Below are 20,862 nucleotides of genomic sequence, written 5' to 3' on the forward strand. Positions count from 1 at the left end.
TCGTGGTCGTCGTGTTGAGTCAAAGATAGCCGTTGGCAGTCCATCCGCCATCGGCAACATAGGCGTGGCCTGTCACAAACGCGGCGCCATCCGACGCCAGAAACAAGGCTGCCTCGGCAATTTCCTCTGGGGTACCCAATCGCCGCATCGGCGTATGAGCGACCAGCACGTCCGCATCGAGTGCGCCGCGCGCCACCAGATCGTTGACCAAATCGGTGCGGATATAGCCTGGACAAATCGCATTGACGCGCACCCCATGCGGCGCCCACTCCAAGGCCAGTGATTTACTCAGCGCCACGACGGCGGCCTTGGATGCGCAATACGCAGCGCGTTCGGGTGCGGCCACGATGCCGTACATCGATGCCGTATTCAGGATCACCCCACTACCATCGCGGGTCATACGCTGAGCCGCTTGTTGGCAGCAATAGAACAGGCCATTCAGATTGATATCGACCGCTCGCCGCCAGTCGTCCGGCGCTAGCGTCAGCGTGGGCCGGTTCATCGAAATGCCCGCGTTATTCAATAGAACATCGACCCGGCCATGACGAGCATCCACATCCTGGAATGCGCGTTCGACCGCCTCGCTGTCCACGACGGATACACAGATCGCGTCGACATTGATACTCGGATGTTGCTGCCTGATCGAGGCCTGCGCCGCAGCCAAAGTATCCGGATTCACATCCAGCAAAACCAGATGCGCCTCATGCCGCGCAAAGGCACGCACCATGGCCAGCCCGATGCCGGCCGCGGCGCCTGTGCACACTACGACTTTCCCGGCCAAGCCCGGGTAATAGCTCGTGCGCTCCGCCCGCTGTTGACTGTCCATTTCGTGACCCGGCCGCAACAACCGGGATCGACGATCACTCGACTCTGACAGGGACATGCTTGTCTCTCGTTGTTATCGCAGCGTGCGAACTGACCGTCGATCAGTGCCCCGCCGCCATCTTGAGTGGACAGCATACGTCGCTATCAGCTTATCTTACAATTAGGTATAAACCCTTATTAAAATCATCACCCTCGCTTAATCCAGCAACTGCAGCAGATGCTGAAACGCCGGTGCTTCAAACCCCTCGTGCCATACCAGCACCGTATCTGCCCGCCCCGCGGATAGCGTCTTTAACGTATCCGGTGCGCTCGTGAGCGCCAGCACACTTTGGGGCAACAACGTCGCACACGCCCCTGCCGCCACGCAGGCAATCATGGCGTGATATGAGGCCATTTCCAGCACCGTCCAATCGGCCGCGCCGTTCATTCCCAGCAACTCCTCGGCCATGCTGCGATAAGTGCATCCTTGCGGAAAAGCCGCCAAGGCCCGGACCTGCACGTCGCTGGGCTTACGCGCACGGGATTCGCTCGCAGGCAGCAACAACACCAGATCCTCGCGCCATACCGGCTGGGCTTTCAGGCCCGCCTCTTGTAATGCGGCCGCGTCTTGCAACGACGCCGGCAACGCAAGGAACGCGCAGTCCAATCGCCCTGTTCTCACCTGTTCCAATAATGCGCGCGATGGCCCCGTGCTCAACGTCAGGCGCGTGGTCGGATAGGAGGCGTGATAGCGCGCCAGCAATGCCGGCAAGCGGCTCGCGGCAGTACTCTCCATACTACCGATGCGCAGCGCACCGCCCTCTCGCCCGCCAGTCACCACATGACGCGCCTCATCCTCGAGCGCCAGCAAGCGTTTCGCATAATCCAGAAAGCGCTCGCCCGCTGCCGACAGCGCCATGCGTTTTCCCGTGCGCACGAACAGATTCGTTCCCACGTCGGCCTCTAATTGCTGGATGCGCGTGGTGACGTTCGATGGCGCACGGCCCAGGCGAACAGCGGCCTGGGTGATGCTCAACTCACTGGCTACCGAACAAAAAATCTTGAGCGATTCCGAATCCATTAAATTCCCAATTAGAGAACGTTTTATGTATTATATTCCCAATACTGAAATTAAAGAATTTGCGTCCTGCTTAGGCTGGCGTTCCTAAGTCCGCCGCCATACCGTCATTCTGCTAAAACATCGAGGGCTTCTCACATGAACACGTCTGCATCATTTCTGAGCCGGCTCGGCATCAAGCATCCCATCATTCAAGCCCCGATGGCTGGCACCTCTACTCCCCAATTGGCAGCGGCGGTATCCAACGCCGGCGGCCTGGGGTCGCTGGGTATTGGCGCCAACACCGCCGACCAGGCGCAACTAGCGATCGAAGACACCCGCCGATTGACGGACGGTCCCTTTAACGTCAACGTGTTCTGCCATGCTCCCTCTAACTATGACGCTGCACGCGACACCGCGTGGCTGCGTTATCTGAGCCCGCTGTTTGCAGAAGCTGGAATTGCACCGCCCACCACGCTCAAGGAAATTTACAAGAGCTTCCTGCAAGACGACGCCGTGTTCGAGATGCTGCTGCAACAGCGTCCGGCAGCCGTGAGTTTCCATTTTGGTCTGCCGACGGCCGAGCATATCAAGGCCCTGCGCCAAGCGGGAATCTATACCATCGCCAGCGCCACGAATCTGCACGAAGCCACACTGATTGAACAAGCCGGCATTGACGCCATCGTGGCCCAGGGTATCGAGGCAGGCGGCCATCGTGGCATGTTCGACCCGGAGGCGAACGATGAACGGCTCAGCACCTCGGTGCTCGTCCGCTTGCTGGTGCAACGCACTCGATTGCCCATCATTGCCGCCGGCGGCATCATGGACGGCCAAGGCATCAAATCAGTATTGAATCTAGGCGCCGCCGCCGCACAACTCGGCACCGCATTCGTGTTGTGCCCGGAGTCCGCTGCAAACGCCAGCTATCGCGAGAATTTGAAAAGCGAGCGTGCCGCCGCCACGCGACTGACGCCTGTGTTGTCGGGACGGCCAGCCCGCGGCATGGTCAATCGCCTCATCGAATTTGGCGAAGCCGCCGGCAGCCCAGGGCCCGCCGCATATCCCTATGCGTACGACGCAGCAAAGCAATTGAATGCCGCCGCAGCCAAACAAGGCAACAACGAATTCGCCGCGCAATGGGCGGGGCAAGGTGCGCCGCTGGCACGAGAGCTGCCGGCGGCAGAACTGATGTCCACCTTGATCACAGAGTTGGCCTGCGAGCCATGAACCGCTGCAGTCCCTCTCTGGCTTCATCGCACGTAAACGCGCGCTGCCCGAGTATCGCCTCGCGGCGAAACGCCTCGTCCAACGGCAAATGTCCCAACGTCAAGGCTGCCTCCTTGATCACCGAGACGGCGACTTGGCCTTTCTCTGCGATCGCGCGCGCATAACCCAGCGCCACCGATTCCAATTGATCAAAAGGAACCACCCGATTCAGCAATCCCATTTCAGCGAGTCGCGTGGCAGAAAAGCGCTCGCTCGTCAGCATGAGTTCCATCGCCCATGCAAATGGAATCTGACGCACCAATCGCACCAGCGTGCCACCTGCGGGAACGAACCCCAACGACGCCTCCGGCAACGCAAACACCGCCGTATCCGCAGCAACGCGTATGTCGGCAGCCAGCATGATTTCAAAGCCGCCGCCCATACACATGCCATTGATGGCCGCGACAACAGGTTTATAGAACCCTGGCTGCTTGATGTGCGCGCCGTCCCATTCCGAGATATCAAAACGGCCCTCTGCCAAGGCGGGAATCGATTCCCCCAGATCGGCGCCGACACAAAAGGCACGATCGCCATTACCGCTCAACAAGATGACCCGCACCGCCGAGTCGTCGTTTGCCCGGCGAAATGCATCACCCAATTCCTCGTACATCGCCAAAGTGAGCGCGTTGAGTTTCTCGGGCCGATTGAAACGAATATGAGCAATGGCATCCCTGACCTCGTAAGCAATGCTCATCAGACGATACCCTCCCCCACGTAACGCGCGTAGTCAGTCTCATCGATACCGAGCCACCCTTTGAGCACGACCTCGTTGTGCTCGCCGAAACCCGGCGCCGCCCCCTGGACATGAACGGAAGTGCGAGACAGCTTCATCGGACTGCCAAAGGCTTTTACCTCGACGCCGTCCACTTGCACCGGCACAAACATGTCCCGAGCCTGCAGATGGGGATCATCGACCACCTCGGCCATCGTCTTGATGGGTGTCATCGGAATCAGGTCACTGGCCAACGCCTCCAGCTCTGCCTTCGTTCTCGTCGCGCACCAACGCTGCACGATAGGCTGAACGCGCCTGGCATAGATTTCTGGATCAAAACGCTTGGCCATCGTATCGATTTCAGGATCGGTGAGCCATTGGGGCTCGCCAAAGAGCCGGCATGCCTCGGTCCAGAACTTGTCGGTATACGCGCCGAAAAAAACGAAGCCGTCTTTGCACGCGTATTGGCCATAAGGCCGAACAAAGGGATGATCATTACCCAAAGGCGCTGCAATAACGCCATCGACGGTGTAGTTCACCACGGCGTGCTCGGTCAAGGTCACCACAGAATCCTGCTGAGCCACGTCCACCCATTGCCCTTTACCGGTTTGCTTCATGTCGATGACTGCCGCCAATGCGGCGATTGCGGCATAGAACGACGCCGAGAGGTCTCCGATGATGGTACCCACGCGCAGCGGGGGTTTTCCCTTGTCGCCATTCATGGACCACAAGCCCCCTGTCGCCTGGGCGCTGTTGTCATACGCAGGGCGGCGTGCATTGGGACCCGTTTGACCGAAACCGCTGATCGACACATAGATCAAACGCGGGTTGATGTCTTTTAACGTATCGTAGTCCAGCCCCATTTTTGCCATGGTTCCAGGACGAAAATTCTCCACCAGCAGATCGGCCTTGCTGACCAGGTCACGCAATAGTGCCCTCCCTTGTTCAGATTTCAAATCCAGGCTCACCCCTAATTTGTGGCGGTTGTATTGGGCGAAAAATGCGCTGGCCTGGCCGTTGGAGCCCTGTACGAACGGCGGAAAACTCCTCACATAATCGGGTTCAGCCGGATTCTCGATCTTGATCACCGTCGCCCCCAGATCCGCGAGCATCATGGTGCAATACGGGCCCGCCACGACCCGAGTTACGTCGATCACCACCAGTCCCCGCAACGGGCCCTCACCTAACGGCAACTGCGTCACATGATGCGGCATCTACTTCCCCTGACCTACGTGCTGAATTTGCTGGCTCTGCAATAGCTCGGGCTTGAGCGTCTTGACCCATTCGGCCGATACCTGGCCCACGGGCGGCGCGACAATATCCGCGGGATAAAACGTCAGATCGCCTACGATAGGAAAGGGTTGTGAACTGTCGTGACGCGTCACTCCCAAGAGCTGCCCCTGCAAGGCTTGCCCATCCTCACGCATACGGATGGGACGCGACAAGCCGCGATACTCGAATTGATGCAAGGTATCCACCAATTGCTCGGTCGTCGGCCACTTTCCTCCATTGTCCGCGATAGCTTTCTTATAGGTTCCGGTCGCGGCCTTCAGCGCCTGGATCATGTGGTAGACAGCGAAATTGGGATAAGCCCCCGTGCGCTGTTTGAACGCCTGGACGAAATCCCGCACTTCTGGATCGTCAGCAAAAGCCGGATCAGCAAAATAACCATCACCGACAAAACCGATAATGACGCCAGGCGGCACAGCATTACCCAAACGCTCCAACGACGAATCCGCCAACGGCAGGACGAATTGCGACCGCTTGAATAACCCGCGCTGTGAAGCCTGCCTCAAGAAGGTATCCAGATCACCGCCCCACGCTGTCGACAGCACTACATCGGGATGCAATGCCTGCAAGCGCGTCACTTCGCTAGAAAAATCCGCAGCGCCGAACTTGGGAAAGAGCTCTGCCACGATCTTGACGTTCGGCTTCAACGCCAGCAGGGTATTGCGGAATATCTCCCATGAATCGCGCCCCCAGGCATAGTCCTGATTGACCACGGCCAGGGTCTTGAAATCAGGCTTGGTGCGCAATAGGTGCAGGACGGCAGCCACCATCTCCATGGTGCCGTTCGGACCTGTGCGAAATACGTAACGATAGCGCTGAGCCTCCAGGACTTTTTCACTCGAGCATTCCCACAGAATGTTGATGACCTTCATTTCCTCGGCGACGGGCGCCAAGGCGTTGCAATAGCCGCTGGAGATCGCCGAGAGCATCAGTTTTTCGCCCGGCTCCGAGGCCAGGCGGCGGTACTCCGACAGAAACTTTTCCGCACCCTGCCCCTCGTCGATCCACGTCGGTTTGAGTTTGACCCCATCAATGCCACCGGCGGCGTTGAATTTCTCTATCCACATCTCGGCAGCTACTTTCGCCGGTGCGCCCAGCACCGAGGCCGAGCCTGTCATAAAGGTGCTCATGCCGAGCTTGATTTCAGCAGGCCGGTCCGGTTGCGCCATCGACACCGCTGATACGGCGAGCAAGCCCGTGCCCAGTATTCTGGCCAGCAATTTCATCTGTTGTCTCCTCAGCCTGGTGACTGATCCTGTTGTAGTGAATGCATGATGCGTGTTAACTGGCGCGAACTCTATGGATCATGCAAACATAAATAGACTTTATTTATGTGATCAAACTACATTAGCCAGACCGTACAGCACCTCCATTCAGGGTTTTCACTGAAACCGTCTTGCAGACTGAACGAAAGCGACGTCCCATGCCAAACACACAAGAGATAATGATCGACAAGCCGGGAAAGCACACGGATACCGAGACAAGTTCCCTCGATCCAGGCGAGCTGCAATCCGAACTGCTGACAATGCTGCAGCGCAATGCTACGACCCAGGACTACAACCAGATGCTGGTCCGCGTCGAGTCCACCATTCAGGATGCGAGCGTGCGCGCTTTACTTGTCGGCAGTATCCGGGCTGCCATTGCCATCTCAGAAGAACATGCACAGCAACAACGCAGAGAGAAAAACCTGCTCGTCGTCCTCGAAAGCGCCAACGACCTGACGGCGATCCGCGACCTGGAACTCGTGCTGGGAGCTATCGTTCGCCGCGCCAAACAGATATTCGCCTCAGATATTGGATATCTGACGAACTTCGACCGCATACAAAACGACTTTTATATTCGTGCGACGGACGGCGCGATCTCGGAGCGATTCAAGAACGTGCGGGTGCCGATCGATCACGGCATCTGCGGCTATGTCCTGAAACACAAGACCCCCTATCACTGCACGGACTACCAGACCGATCAAGGCTTTGTCCATGACCGCGGAATCGATTTGGCGATCCGGGACGAGGGCGTCCAATCGCTGCTGGGCGCGCCACTCATGGTGGGCAATCATTGCATTGGCGTGCTGTGTATCTGCGACAGGCATCCGCGCCATCATGCGCCATGGGAAATCGCGATGCTGTCCACCCTGGCCGCACAGGCGGCCATCGCCATCGAAAACGCCCGCCTATTCCAGGAAGCCCAAGTCGCGCTGCAGCGCGCCAGCGAAGCCAATGCCTCCTTGCATCGCCAAGCCGAAGAAATCGAGGCGGCAGCAGAAGCCCAGGAACAGATGACCAAGCTGGTCGCTCGTGGCTGCACCATGCCGGATTTTCTGAGCATGGTGGCATCGTTGATCGACGGACACGTCATGCTGTTGGACGAGGCAGAACAAATCGTCCAACAAGCGCACGCACATGGGGCAGTCATGGCCGCTGGCCGTCAATTGGCGGACAGACTGCAACATACGAAGATGCAGGATGCCGTCCACCTCGCCCTGTCAGCATGCCGCAAGACAGGCCGATCGCAAGCAGTCGAGAGCGATAAAGGCCTCCATGTTCGCATCGCAGCGCTGATGGGTGCGGACCGTCTGCTCGGAGCCATGCTAATCGCGTCTGATCAGCCCATGAGTCCCACCAGAATCCGAACGTTCGAACGTGGCGCCCTGGTGGCCGGTGTCGTACTGCTCTCGCAAGAGCGCAGCGAACTGGTCGTCAGCAACGAATCCGCCGCGACCATCCGTGCATTGGTGAGTTGGCAGCAGGAAAGTATCGCGGCCCTGCAAACCAGAGCCAAGCCATTCGGCATTGATTTAACCCGCCCCCTGCGCCTGGCCGTTCTACGTGTCGAGGAACGAGACATCGAATATGCGTTGCGCCGGGTACGCACAGAGATCGCTCGCGGAATTCTGTTGGAAACGGTGGATGGTTTCATCGTCGCCATTTGTGACGCGGGTCAGTTTGCCTCTCTGGAGCGCGTACTTCAAGGGACGCTGCTGACAGACGAGCGCCTGACAACGCTAGGGGTGGCCTCGGATTCGCTTTCCAATGTAGAGGCCCTGCCTAGCCGTTTCCGATCGCTCAAACGCGGCATCAACATCCTCAGTGCGCTCGGCCGCTCACGTGAAATGGCGCCAGAGGCGACGCTATCCATGTATTCGCTGCTGTTCGAACAACGGCAAGCTGAAGACGTCTCGGGTTTCATCCATGCGACGATTGGCAAACTCGTGTCTCACGACGAGCGTCGCAACACGCATCTCGCCGACACGCTGTTGATTTACCTGGAACACGCGCAAAACGCCAAATCAACCGCCGATGCCCTGCAGATACACGTGAACACGCTACGGCAACGCCTGGAAATCGTCGACGACCTGCTCACGGGATGGCGTCGTGAAGGGCGTTTTCTGGAACTGCACGTGGCGCTGCGCCTGCATAGCCTGCAGAGAGGCCTGCACGGTTAGCCTTTTGAACCGTCATGTTCGTCGAATTCGGCCTAACCTATCCAACACGCGAACGCGCCTTCCCGGGATACCTTCGTACGTATCCACCGACCGTCGCCCTTGTTGATCCTCCACCGTCACGGTGAACCCGCGTGAATGAAAGATCATGGAGCGGACGTCCGATTGACGTCCACCGTCAGGGACAACCCCTAAGCCGCCCGGTTCAGTGCCCGCTGGACCGGATGCGCCGCGAAATAATCCATCGCAGCATGAATACCGCTTTGCTGCAACTTGACGCCGGAAAGCTTCAGCCCCATTTCCACACCGGCCACCATAGCCAGCAACGTCAGGTCGTTGCTGTCGCCCAAATGCCCCATGCGGAACATGCGGCCTTTGACTTTGCCCAGGCCCGTGCCCAACGACAGATCGAAGCGTTCATGAATCAATCGGCGCACATCATCGGCGTTGATGCCCTCTGGCGTAATCACGCCAGTCAACACAGGGGAATACACCTCAGGGTCTGCACACTGGATCGGCAACCCCCATGCGTTGACAGCGGCGCGTACGCCCTCGCCCCAGCGCTGGTGGCGTGCAAACACATTCGTCAGCCCCTCGTCCTGCAGCATGTCCAGAGCCTCTGACAAGCCATACAGCAGATTCGTATTGGGCGTATAGGGCCAATAGCCGGTGGCGTTCATGTCAATGATCTCGTCCCACGCAAAAAACGAGCGCGGCAGTTTCGCTCGTTGTGCGGCCTGCAAGGCGCGTGGAGAGATGGCGTTAAAGCTGATCCCTGGCGGCAGCATCAGGCCTTTTTGCGAACCGCTGACAGTGGCGTCCACGCCCCACTCATCATGACGAAATTCCGCGCAGCCCAGGCCTGAGATAGAGTCAACCATCAACAACGCAGGATGTTGGGCCGCATCGATGGCGCGACGCACGGCGGGGATATCCGAGGTCACGCCAGTGGAGGTCTCGTTGTGCACGACGCAGACAGCTTTGATCTGATGCTGCGTGTCTTGGCGCAAGCGTTCTTCGATCAGATCAGCCTGCACACCGTGCCGCCACCCCGCCGCGTTCGGTAGTTCGGCATCCGCGCCCGGCCAGGTCAAAAACTCGACAGATAGGCCCAAGCGCGTCGCCACCCGGTTCCACAAGGTCGCGAAATGGCCGGTCTCGTACATCAAGACGAGATCGCCGGGGCTGAGCGTATTGGACAAAGCCGCCTCCCAGGCCCCCGTGCCCGAGGCGGGATAGATGATGACGGGATGCTTGGTTTGAAAGACATCCTTGATGCCGTTGAGCACCTTCAGGCCCAACGCGCCGAATTCCGGACCACGATGGTCAATCGTCGGCAGGCTCATCGCGCGCAGGATACGATCCGGCACCGGGCTGGGGCCTGGGATCTGCAAAAAATGACGGCCTGTAGGATGGAAATCGAGTGGGATCATGGGCGCCCCTCCGAATGATCAAGGTGGTGAATAGCGAGAATGTCCGGCAGAGACTATTCGCTTTTATCCATTTTTGCATTCAAAATACATTTTTGCGTCATGGTTTACCCTATACTTCCCTGAAATCACCAGAATTTTTGTATTTATAATTCGACTACTCCCGCAATTCAGCTGGACCGCCGTCCGGACCACCCTATGGCCGAAGTTCTCGAAATATCTCGTCAGGCACTGCACGATCAAGTCGTCACGCGATTACGCACCTTGCTGATCGAGGGCCGTATTGCCCCGGGTGCCAAGCTGAATGAACGCGAGTTGTGCGAGCAGTTGCGCGTATCGCGCACGCCATTACGCGAAGCGATCAAACTGCTGGCAGCCGAGGGCTTGGTCGACCTGATTCCCAATCGCGGGGCTGTGGCGGTCCGGCTGACCGAAGCCGATGTGTTGCATACCTTTGAAATGCTGGGCGTGCTCGAAGCCACCTCCGGCGAATTGGCCGCGCGACGCATCTCGAAAGAAGAGCTCGCCGAACTGCGCGCCCTGCACTACGAAATGCTGGCTTGTTATGAGCGGGACGATCTGCCCGGCTATTACGAGTTCAACGCAAAGATCCACAACGCCATCAACGCGGCCGCGCACAATCCAGTGCTGACCAGCACCTATCACTCGATCAACGCACGCGTGCAGTCACTGCGTTATCGCACCAACCAGGATGCTGCCAAATGGAAACACGCCATCCAAGAGCACGAGCAAATGATGCAGGCATTGTCCGAGCGCGACTCGGCAGGAATGCGCGCGATACTGCTCGAGCACTTGCAGCGAAAACGGGATCTGGTGCTGGAATTGCTGCATGCGGGCAAGCTCTATCCCAGCGCGCCTGCGCCGCATGGTGAAACGCGGCGCAGCGCGTAACGAGTCGATCCTCAGGAATCAGAAGTCCCAAATGACCGGCACCCAACGAAAACCGTCGCCGTCGATGGCCACGTGCCCCACGGACGGAAACGGCAGGTGCGTCGCCACCAATAGTTCTCCGGTGGCGGCGATTTTCTTCAACAGTTCGACCCGGACGCGGGCGGACTCGTCGGGGTAATGCTCAAAACCGTTATGCCAATCAGGATGATCGAATCCGACAGGAAATATGGCGTCGCCTGCGAACGTCAGCCGATCACCTCTAGACTCCAGACATACCACGCTGTGCCCGGCGGTGTGGCCTCCGGTGCGATGGACGGTGACGCCCGGCGCGACCTCACACTCCTCGTCGAATGTCTGCAGATAGCTGCCGTACTCGTTCAAGAATCGTGTCGCGGCCGAGCACAGCACGGTGGGTATGGGCTCTGGCATGCACGCCTGAGAGAAGTCGGGTGATTTCCAGAATTCGACTTCCGAGGCCGCCACGTGAATCCGCAGATCGGGACGCAATTGTTCTTTGATCCCCTCGACCAGCAAGCCGCCCACATGATCCATATGCATGTGAGTGATGATGATGTCGGTCAGGTCCGCGAGATCGATACCAGCGGCGGCCAGTCGCTGCGGCAGCAACCCGGCGCGCGGGAAGTCCGGGTATTCTGCGCCCAGGCCGCTATCAATCAGAATATTCCGATCGCCGCGGCGCACCATCATCACGTTCAACGGCCAATCGAACGCATCCGGCGGCAAAAACATGTCGTCCAGCCAGACCGCCCGGTCGACTGGATCGACATTCGTAGACATGGTCTCAGCGGGCAACAAAAGCACCCCATCGCTGATTACCAGCGCTTCAATCTCGCCAATACGCAATGCATAACGTGAAGGGACTTGTTCGTCGAACTGCTGCTGACCTGACTGCACGGTGGTGTCTACGCTTAACATGATGAACCCTCCTGAAGGTGGTGGCCCAATCGTCTGGGCCCACGCGGCAAAAGGCCGCATGTCGTCATGGTAGGTAGCAAGGAAATTGGCCGGTAGGCATACGACAGGACTCACTGTGTTGCCAAATACGCACCGCTCTTATAATTTCCTAACATTTCGAATTTTTTAAAATTGCTACATTAACGAAATAATGCTGCCAACCCCATGATGATTACACCCAAAGATCACAAATAATGAACGAAGCCGTCTGGAATCACGACATCGCCGGGAGTAGCGGCAGGAACAATGAAACGCCTGCGCAACGCCTGCGGGGACGGCAGATACGGCCGATCGTGCGCCGAGTAACGCTGGGCCTGAGCGTGGTTTGGCTGGGACTAGTGGCTGGCGCGGGCTGGTGGATGTCGCAGCGGGCTGTGAACACGTGGCTGAGCAGCGTGGGAGCCAGCACCGAATACGAGACCACAACCACGGCACGCGTCATACAGCGGCTATTTACGGAAATGGTTAGCGTGACCAATATGGTGGCACGCCAAAGCCAGGTGGTGGAGCTGGCCACCCGCTATCGCACGGATCCGCCCGGCTTTGCCGAGCTGACGCACCAGCAACGCGCCGCGCAGTTTACGCGTGACCCGTTGGTGCGCAAGGTTGGCGACTATATGAATGCGCTGTCCGGCGATCTGCGCTATGGCCGCATCTATATGAACAATATGTCGGACGACACCGTGACGGCCAGCAACTGGGCCTCGCCCGACAGTATCGTGGGGATGATTTACACGGGCCGCATTTACCTCATGGACGCCTTGCGCACAGGGAATGGCAGTTCATTCGGTATTGCCCGCCTGCTCAAAATGCCATCCTATTTCGTGTCCAGCCGGATTGATGACGCAAACGACAGGCCGCTAGGGTCCGTCACGGTGAAGTTCGACGCGTCAGACATGGCGCTGTATCTGACAGGCCGGCATATTTCGCTGGTCATAAACCGCCAAGGGCGTGTCATCACCAGCTCGTCAGAGCCATTCATGCTACGCAACGTAGCGGCGCTGCTGCCACCGGGGTCGACGGTACCATCGGCCGACGGCGAGGAGTCGGGTGATGCCATGGACGTACATGCAATGGACCTCCAGAGCCATACCGGCGGATGGGTCATCGACGGCAAGCCCTATCTGCTGCGCAGTCAGCCGCTGCCCAATACCCAATATCAGTTGCTCACATTGGCGTCGCTGGATGACTTGGTGCCCATGGGGAAGCGGCACGCATGGACGGCGGGGCTGGTGGCGGTGGTCGGCCTGGCTCTGCTCCTGCTGTCCAGCCATGTGGTCGGCCAGATGCTGATACGCCGCCAGGACGAACGGTATGCAGCCAACTATGACATATTGACCGGCCTGCCGAATCGGCGCGCGGTGGTGGCTAAATTGGACCGTTTGTTTGCCGTGGCGAAGCAAACGCAATCGTGGGTATTGGTGGCGTTTATAGACCTGGACGAGTTCAAGACGATCAACGACACCTACGGGCACGAGGTTGGCGACAAATTCCTGATCGAGGTCGGCCGCCGCATGTCTGCCAGCCTGCGTGCCAACGATATGCTGGGCCGGTTTGGTGGAGACGAATTCGTCGTGATCGGCTTGGCCGCCCCGTCCGAACCCGAAAATCCGGACGGAACAGCCAATGCAATACGCAGTCGTCTGGCACCGCTGTTGATCGGCACCTATACTTTTGACGAGTGCAGTTTCGACTATGCCGGCGCGAGCTTTGGCATTGCCACCGCCGATCCGTCTGTCGGTTCGGTGGAGAGCGTGCTCAAGGAAGCGGACCGATTGATGTATGCCGACAAGCAGGCACGGCGGACGCGGCAAACGGTATAAAGATCGGTCAGTTACGACGGCAGTGAGGGGGCAGGCGCTGGCATTCCAAAACCGGAATCCAGCCGCCTGGCGCTCTGGCTTGGGATGACGCCTGCAAAAAAATTTCGGAACGATGTCGATTTCCGACGAATTCATTCGTCGTGCTCTTGAACCCGTTCACTAAGGAATTCCCATGCTGCAGAACCAAGTCTATAGATGGGTGATTGTCGCAGCTGGCGGCCTGCTCGGCTGTATCGCGATCGGCGCCATGTTTTGCCTGCCGGTGTTCCTGTTTTCGATTGCCCAAGATACCGGCTGGTCAACAACCGGTATCTCCACCGCCATGACCATCGGCTTTCTTGCCTTGGCGGTTGCCAGCCCCCTCTGGGGCACCCTGTCGGACCGGCTGGGCCCCAGGCTGGTGATACTGACCGGCTCCGTGCTGCTGGCCGCCGGCCTGGCGCTGGCAAGTAAGGCGCCGTCGCTGCTGGTCTTTCAGCTGGCATTTGGCCTGCTGGTCGGCGCTGCCGGCGCTGCGATCATGGTGCCGATCATGGCTAGCGTCACCGGCTGGTTCGACACCCATCGCAGTCTCGCGGTGTCTCTGGTGTCCGCAGGCATGGGTGTCGCGCCCATGACCATGTCACCCCTGGCCGCCTGGCTGATCGACGGCCATGATTGGCGCAGCGCCATGCTGATCATCGCCACTATCGTTGCCGTCTCGATGATCCCGATCTCGTTTCTGATCCGCCGCCCGCCTGCTCTGGCCGAGCCCGCAGCTGCATCCCCGAAAATGGCTGATCAGCCGTCCCTGTCGCTGGCAGAAGCACTCAAGTCGCGGCAGTTCATCATTCTGGCCTTGACCAATTTTTTCTGCTGCGCCACCCACTCCGGCCCGATTTTTCACACGGTAAGCTATGCCGTGACATGCGGTATTCCCGTGATTACAGCGGCGACTATCTACAGCCTGGAAGGTCTGACCGGCCTCGGTGGCCGCGTGGCTTTTGGCCTCCTGGGCGACAGGTTGGGCGCCAAGCGAGTCCTCGTCTGGGGACTGCTCGCGCAGGCCTTTGGTGCGCTGATCTATGCTTTCGCCAGCAATCTGGGGACCTTTTACGCGGCGGCAGCGGTGTTCGGTTTCATTTACGGCGGGATCATGCCACTCTATGCCGTCATCGTCCGTGAAAACTTTCCGCTGCATATGATGGGTACCGTGATCGGCGGCACAACCATGGCAGGCAGCCTGGGAATGGCAACCGGCCCGGTGGCGGGCGGCTTTCTCCATGACATCACCGGCAGCTATGTCTGGCTCTATGTCGGTTCTTTCGCCCTGGGAACGGGTGCTTTCCTGATCGCCCTGACTTTCAAGCCATTTCCGAAGAGCGCAATCGCATTACCTACCCTTTCCAAGCATGCTGACTGAACCGACCATTGAGCTCGCTCATCAGTCGGATTTCAAAACGCGTCGATCAGGTGGCATTCCCCACGAATACATATCCATATCCCCTGAGCGAACGAATAGGCAGCCTTTCTCCGGTTGCTATCAGCTTCTGCTTTATCCGGCTGATTTGTACGTCCACGTAGCGTCCTATGTCCCCAGGACGCGACTTGATGACCAGATCTTTACGTTCGACCGGGTTGGGACAGTTTGCCATGAGCACCTGCAAGAGATGCCTTTCGGTTGGTGTCAATCCGATTTCTCGACCAGAAGGCGTCAACAACAACCAACCATCGTCTTTCAACTCCCACCGCTTGTTATTGGAGTCACAGACCAGCAGCTGATCAGCAATGTCGGGCTTGGTCCGGTCTTGTGACACTCGCCCAAATGCGTATCCGCGGCGCCAAAGAGCCTGAAGCGATGCAACGACCTCCATTGGCACCACACTTGCATCAAAGCAGGCATCTGCTCCTGCAAAGAGGAGAGACGCCCGTTCAGGACCAAACACCATTTCTTCAGTCAGAACGACTATCCCCGCAGTGGGATAGTCAGACCTCAGCTCATTGAGGCTCAGCGACCGATGCCCTGACGGACAGCGCATGGTATTGATGATGTGCCCCGCCTCTGCTGCGGCGCCGGGGCTCACAACATCGTCCATGGCGTCTTCCTCTCTAAAGGAGATACGCCATGCAGCCGCCTCCGTCATCATTCTTTGCAATAATGCGTCACTGTCATACAAAAGAAAAACTGGACTGACAGTCATTACGTCGACCACTCTTCTATTATCGGCTCGCCGGTTGACGAATCAGGCGCGAGATAGCTTGAGCCTCGTCGACGCTGGCGACCGGCAAAGGAAAGCTGCCACCGTCATAAGTCGCCGAGATCTTGGGTACAGAGATCAGCTTGCCCTGCGCGCTGATGATGAGATAGTTGCCTTGAGACTCGCGGGTCACCTTGGCCAGCTTTGCGGCGCCCTGCTGATTGAAGTCAAAGCGCAGGAACACCTGCCCATTCTTATTTTGCATCGGCACGATCTGCCGCAGATCCGCCTGAGTCAACACCGGTTGCGGGACCGCATAGAGGCGCGTGTTCTGGTTCAGTTGCACCTGAGCCAAACCGTTGCCGGGACGAACCTGCGCCAGATGGAAGGTAATGTTCGGCGTAGAGTTATTGGCGTTCTGCTGGCTCGGCTGCTGGGCCGGTTGCTGGGTCGTGCTGGCCTGTTGAGCAGCGGGTTGAGCATTCCCCGATCGGGCGCTGCTGGTCCCCTTGTTCGGCATCTGCTGACACGCGGCCAACCCAAGCACGCTAGCGAGCGCAAAACCACGCCACACTTGGCGCTTAGCCATTGCTGTCATTGTTGTACTAATACTCATTGGAACTCCAATATAAAGAAAGTACACAAAGCCCGGCCTCTATGAGGCTATGTTGGCTTTGTGCCCATTATCAGAATGTGAGACAAGTCGCGGACGTCGTTACTCTCGAGTTTTCTTGGTCCGCGCCGCCAGTTCAGCGTACGCCGCTGGCGTTGATTTCCACACGGCGATTGGGAGCCAGGCAGGCAACCAACTCACTGCGATTCTGTTGGTCGCATTGCACGATTGGCTGGCGTTCACCGTAGCCTACGGCACGCATACTGCCCGCGGGGATGCCATTGGCAATCAGTGTTTGACGCACCGCATCCGCCCGCCTCTGCGACAAATCCTCATTACTGGCATCGCTGCCGATACGGTCCGTGTGTCCAGCGATTTCCAATTGATCAATGGTCTGGCGATTACGGAGTTCTCCTGCGATCTCGGCAATACGGCTATTCCCGGCAGCAGTAATCACTGCGCTGCCAAACGCGAACGAAACATCGCCATTCAAGGTGTATTTCTTGGGGGCTGCTGATGGGACAGGCCGGCAATCCTGGGGCGCCCAATAGAAGCTGCGAGCGACTTTATCCGAGTCGAACAGAATCTTGAACTGGCAGGTGCGGATACCCTCAGGCGTGCGGAAATGAAACAGATAATCCCATTCACGCACCTGGAAGCCTTCCGAAAAATGCGGGCGACCGAGCAGCTCATATATCTGGTCTCGAGTAACGCCATCTTGGACCAGGGCCAGGCTGTCCACATTGGGGAAGGTACCGGTGGAAAGGGAAACGCTCTGCGGATCGGGGAATACAGGACTATCTGTCTTGCCGTCGCCGCTCACATTGCTCAGCGTGCCGCACCCTGCCAGCAACAAAGCAGCCGTCAACGGAGCCGACCGCTGCAGGCAGCGGGTAATAACGGTTTTCATCAATCTTTCCTTTGAATTCGACAAGCAGGTTGATCGCCGCCGGTATTGTTCAATCGATACCAGCGGCTCTCTCTTCGGCCTCGGCGGGCCGAAGAGCGCAAGCTCAATATCTATGAATTACCACTGATAACCCACGCCCACCGCACCGCCGTAATCGCCGCGCGAATTGGAGTTACCAGAGAATTTCATAACCCAGCTTCCGTTATCAGACACAGTGGAAACGCCGATCGCATAACCGGATTCACCGTTATAGGTGCCCCCTGCTATCGACATCATGCTCTTGCCTGGCAAGTAGGCCTGCGGTAAACCCGCCGTCGCCATCGCAGAGGCAATACCAGCACTGAGCTTGTTATTGAGTCTGCTCACATCACCACGGACCTGACTGATCTGGTTCTGCAAACCATTGGTCGCAGATTCCAACTGGCCCAGGTTGACTGCGTCCGTGGGTGCGGTACCCGCGCCCACATTCACGATCTTCTTGCCACCCATGTCGATACCGCTCTGATTGATGGTCGGGCCGTTCTCGATTTTGACTTCCTGGGCGTTCACCGTCTTGGCCGTCACAGAGTTGACGTTGATGTCCTGAGCCATGGAGACCTTGACATCGGCACCCTCACCGTTGGGACGCTCGGTCTTCGAGATGACGATATTGTCCCCTGCGACGAAGCCCACGGTATTGCCGTTATGGATCGGTGTAGGCGAGCCACCTCCGGTGCCACCGTCAGAGCCACCCGAACCGCCATTCCCGTTGCCGGAATCCGTCCCACCCGAGCTTCCGCCCGAGTTGTCCGGCGCTGGCGCCTCAACGTTCCAATGCATGCTGTTGAGCGCATCTTGTAACGAGGCGTACTTGTCGCCGCCGTAGCTGAACGATCCGTCATCATTGAGTCCGATGAAGTCGGTGACGGGCTTGAGTTGCTCTTCAGTCGCAGCACGTCCAGAGCCATCACCAAAACCCGCATAGTTGACGGTCTGGTTAGTCAGGCCGGTAATGGTGCCCGTATTGCCGCTGATGACGATTGGGCTGAGGCCCCCGATTGCGATTTGATCGCCACCGATCGCAGTCGTGCCGGCAGCATCGGTTATCGAAATTGCGCCCGCGCCTACTGTCGATATGTTGGCACCATCCGTCACCGTCAAACCACCGTTGTTCAGCACGCTGCCATCTGTGCCGTCTCCGATCGTCAAACTGCCGTCTGCGGTCAAGTGGAGATCGTCCGCCAGATTGAACGCAAGATCAGTACCCGTGCGAGTGATGTCGATATTGCCATCGGTATTAGACAAGTCCACCGAACCGCCAGGTGCTACGTTGGCGCCCGCATCACCATTGGCGCTCACGTTCCAGCCTGCGCTGGCGACGTCGTTGACCTGTTTCAGCTGGTCTTCCGTTGCAGCTTGGCCGCTGGTGTAGTTGTTCGGATCGAACGTCGTGTTGGTCAAACCACCGATCGTGCCGGTATTGCCGCTGATCACAATCGGATTAGCGCCGCCTACGGAGATTTGATTGCCACCGATAGCCGTGCTGTTGCCAGCCGCGTCCACCACCGACACCGTGCCGGCACCCACCGTGGTCGTAGCACCAGCGGCATTGCTTACCGTCGTGCCAGCAGCGGTGATGGTTGCCGTATTCCCGGCACCGTCAGCCACCGTTGTGCCGGTAGCCGTGGTCGTCGTCACGTTGCCTGCACCGTCGTTGACCGCCAGACCGTCATTGTTCATCACGGTATTACCCGTGGTGACGCTGCCCGTGTTGCCCAGGTCGATGTTCTGGTTCAGGCTGACGGCCACCACACCGTTCTGATCCACACCGGTTTGAGCAACGCTGATGTTGCTGTCACCTTCGAATCGCACTACACCGTTCGGGCCGATGTTGGCGCTATTGCCACCGGCATCGGTCACGTTCCAGCCTGCGCTTGCAACATCGTTGACCTGTTTCAGCTGGTCTTCTGTTGCCGCTTGGCCGCTGGTGTAGTTGTTCGGATCGAACGTCGTATTGGTCAAGCCACCGATCGTGCCAGTGTTGCCGCTGATCACAATCGGGTTGCTGCCACCGATCGAGATCTGGTTGCCACCGACCGTGGTCGTATTGCCTGCGCCGTCATTGACCGTCAGACCGTCATTGTTCATCACGGTATTACCCGTGGTGACGCTTCCGGTGTTGCCCAGGTCGATATTCTGGTTCAGGCTGACCGCCACCACGCCGTTCTGATCCACACCGGTTTGAGCAACGCTGATGTTGCTGTCACCTTCGAATCGCACTACACCGTTCGGGCCGATGTTGGCGCTATTGCCACCGGCATCGGTCACGTTCCAGCCTGCGCTTGCAACATCGTTGACCTGTTTCAGCTGGTCTTCCGTTGCCGCTTGGCCGCTGGTGTAGTTGTTCGGATCGAACGTCGTGTTGGTCAAACCACCTATCGTGCCGGTATTGCCGCTGATCACAATCGGATTAGCGCCGCCTACGGAGATTTGATTGCCACCGATGGCCGTGCTGTTACCAGCCGCGTCCACCACCGACACCGTGCCGGCACCCACCGTGGTCGTAGCGCCAGCGGCATTGCTTACTGTCGAGCCCGCTGCCGTCGTAGCTGTCGTATTTCCGGCACTGTCAGCCACCGTTGTGCCGGTAGCCGTGGTCGTCGTCACGTTGCCTGCACCGTCATTGACCGCCAGACCGTCATTGTTCATCACGGTATTACCCGTGGTGACGCTGCCGGTATTGCCCAGGTCGATGTTCTGGTTCAGGCTGACCGCCACCACGCCGTTCTGATCGACGCCGGTTTGCGCAACGCTGATGTTGCTGTCACCTTCGAATCGCACTTCACCGTTCGGACCAATGTTGGCGCTATTGCCTGCCACGTCGGTCGCATTCCAACCGGCGCTTGCAACATCATTGACCTGCTTCAGTTGGTCTTCCGTTGCCGCTTGGCCGCTGGTGTAGTTGTTCGGATCGAACGTCGTATTGGTCAAACCACCGATCGTGCCAGTGTTGCCGCTGATCACAATCGGGTTGCTGCCGCCGACCGAGATCTGGTTACCGCCGACGGTGGTCGTATTGCCTGCGCCATCGTTGACTGCCAGACCGTCGTTATTCATCACGGTGTTGCCCGTGGTGACGCTGCCGGTATTGCCCAGGTCAATATTCTCGTTCAGGCTGACCGCCACCACACCGTTCTGATCCACACCAGTTTGCGCAACGCTGATGTTGCTGTCACCTTCGAATCGCACTTCACCGTTCGGGCCAATGTTGGCGCTATTGCCACCGGCATCAGTCACGTTCCAGCCGGCGCTCGCAACATCGTTGACCTGCTTCAGCTGGTCTTCCGTTGCCGCTTGGCCGCTCGTGTAGTTGTTCGGATCGAACGTCGTGTTGGTCAAGCCACCAATCGTGCCAGTGTTGCCGCTGATCACAATCGGGTTGCTGCCACCGATCGAGATCTGGTTGCCACCGACC

Annotated in this window: 16 protein-coding genes; 5 read left to right on the forward strand and 11 right to left on the reverse strand. The window is 58.4% G+C overall.

The genetic code is table 11. The features are described 5' to 3' along the window. Positions 1-19: 19 nt before the first annotated feature. Positions 20-883, reverse strand: coding sequence for an SDR family NAD(P)-dependent oxidoreductase (locus ACYVI2_RS01445; protein WP_415817950.1), 864 nt, complete (start codon positions 881-883; stop codon positions 20-22). A 138-nt stretch (positions 884-1,021) separates the two neighbouring features. Beyond that, complete coding sequence (locus ACYVI2_RS01450) at positions 1,022-1,885, reverse strand: LysR substrate-binding domain-containing protein (RefSeq protein WP_415817948.1); 864 nt, start codon at positions 1,883-1,885, stop codon at positions 1,022-1,024. 135 nt (positions 1,886-2,020) lie between these two features. Between ACYVI2_RS01450 and ACYVI2_RS01455 the strand changes: the two genes are divergently transcribed. Further along, positions 2,021-3,088, forward strand: coding sequence for an NAD(P)H-dependent flavin oxidoreductase (locus ACYVI2_RS01455; protein WP_415817946.1), 1,068 nt, complete (start codon positions 2,021-2,023; stop codon positions 3,086-3,088). Here the strand turns inward: ACYVI2_RS01455 and ACYVI2_RS01460 are convergent. The 3 genes from ACYVI2_RS01460 to ACYVI2_RS01470 are packed head-to-tail and all read right to left on the reverse strand — an operon-like array spanning position 3,063 to position 6,355. Beyond that, positions 3,063-3,821, reverse strand: a complete 759-nt coding sequence (locus tag ACYVI2_RS01460; RefSeq protein ID WP_415817944.1) for an enoyl-CoA hydratase/isomerase family protein — start codon at positions 3,819-3,821, stop codon at positions 3,063-3,065. The genes ACYVI2_RS01455 and ACYVI2_RS01460 overlap by 26 nt on opposite strands. Beyond that, complete coding sequence (locus tag ACYVI2_RS01465; RefSeq protein WP_415817942.1) at positions 3,821-5,053, reverse strand: CaiB/BaiF CoA transferase family protein; 1,233 nt, start codon at positions 5,051-5,053, stop codon at positions 3,821-3,823. The genes ACYVI2_RS01460 and ACYVI2_RS01465 overlap by 1 nt, the downstream gene beginning before the upstream one ends. Further along, positions 5,054-6,355, reverse strand: coding sequence for an ABC transporter substrate-binding protein (locus ACYVI2_RS01470; protein WP_415817940.1), 1,302 nt, complete (start codon positions 6,353-6,355; stop codon positions 5,054-5,056). It abuts the gene before it with no gap. Between the two features lie 197 nt (positions 6,356-6,552). Between ACYVI2_RS01470 and ACYVI2_RS01475 the strand changes: the two genes are divergently transcribed. Further along, complete coding sequence (locus tag ACYVI2_RS01475; protein WP_415817938.1) at positions 6,553-8,571, forward strand: helix-turn-helix domain-containing protein; 2,019 nt, start codon at positions 6,553-6,555, stop codon at positions 8,569-8,571. 188 nt (positions 8,572-8,759) lie between these two features. On the opposite strand, the gene ACYVI2_RS01480 is transcribed toward ACYVI2_RS01475, so the two are convergent. Then, positions 8,760-10,001 carry a pyridoxal-phosphate-dependent aminotransferase family protein gene (locus ACYVI2_RS01480; RefSeq protein WP_415817936.1) on the reverse strand — a complete coding sequence of 414 codons (1,242 nt, stop codon included), beginning with the start codon at positions 9,999-10,001 and terminating at the stop codon, positions 8,760-8,762. Positions 10,002-10,196: 195 nt separating this feature from the next. Between ACYVI2_RS01480 and ACYVI2_RS01485 the strand changes: the two genes are divergently transcribed. After that, positions 10,197-10,910: a GntR family transcriptional regulator gene (locus ACYVI2_RS01485; protein WP_415817933.1), complete on the forward strand. Its 714-nt coding sequence runs from the start codon at positions 10,197-10,199 to the stop codon at positions 10,908-10,910. 18 nt (positions 10,911-10,928) lie between these two features. On the opposite strand, the gene ACYVI2_RS01490 is transcribed toward ACYVI2_RS01485, so the two are convergent. Further along, positions 10,929-11,846, reverse strand: a complete 918-nt coding sequence (locus ACYVI2_RS01490) for an MBL fold metallo-hydrolase (RefSeq protein ID WP_415817932.1) — start codon at positions 11,844-11,846, stop codon at positions 10,929-10,931. Between the two features lie 233 nt (positions 11,847-12,079). Between ACYVI2_RS01490 and ACYVI2_RS01495 the strand changes: the two genes are divergently transcribed. After that, positions 12,080-13,708: a GGDEF domain-containing protein gene (locus ACYVI2_RS01495; protein ID WP_415817930.1), complete on the forward strand. Its 1,629-nt coding sequence runs from the start codon at positions 12,080-12,082 to the stop codon at positions 13,706-13,708. 172 nt (positions 13,709-13,880) lie between these two features. Next, a complete protein-coding gene (locus ACYVI2_RS01500; RefSeq protein ID WP_415817928.1) occupies positions 13,881-15,110 on the forward strand; it encodes an MFS transporter in 1,230 nt (409 codons plus the stop codon). Between the two features lie 46 nt (positions 15,111-15,156). Here ACYVI2_RS01500 and ACYVI2_RS01505 read toward each other — a convergent pair whose 3' ends face one another. The 4 genes from ACYVI2_RS01505 to ACYVI2_RS01520 all read right to left on the reverse strand — a co-directional run. Next, entirely contained in the window at positions 15,157-15,888 is a 732-nt protein-coding gene (locus tag ACYVI2_RS01505) for a winged helix-turn-helix domain-containing protein (RefSeq protein ID WP_415817925.1), read from the reverse strand. Positions 15,889-15,907: 19 nt separating this feature from the next. Further along, positions 15,908-16,474: a SecDF P1 head subdomain-containing protein gene (locus tag ACYVI2_RS01510; RefSeq protein ID WP_415817923.1), complete on the reverse strand. Its 567-nt coding sequence runs from the start codon at positions 16,472-16,474 to the stop codon at positions 15,908-15,910. Positions 16,475-16,634: 160 nt separating this feature from the next. Further along, positions 16,635-17,408 (reverse strand): OmpA family protein, encoded by a 774-nt coding sequence (locus ACYVI2_RS01515; protein WP_415817922.1) that lies wholly within the window; start codon positions 17,406-17,408, stop codon positions 16,635-16,637. A 117-nt stretch (positions 17,409-17,525) separates the two neighbouring features. After that, positions 17,526-20,862 (reverse strand): YadA-like family protein (locus tag ACYVI2_RS01520; protein WP_460490252.1); only part of this gene is annotated, 3,337 nt, incomplete at its 5' end.

It is taken from the genome of Bordetella tumbae (genome assembly GCF_054780995.1).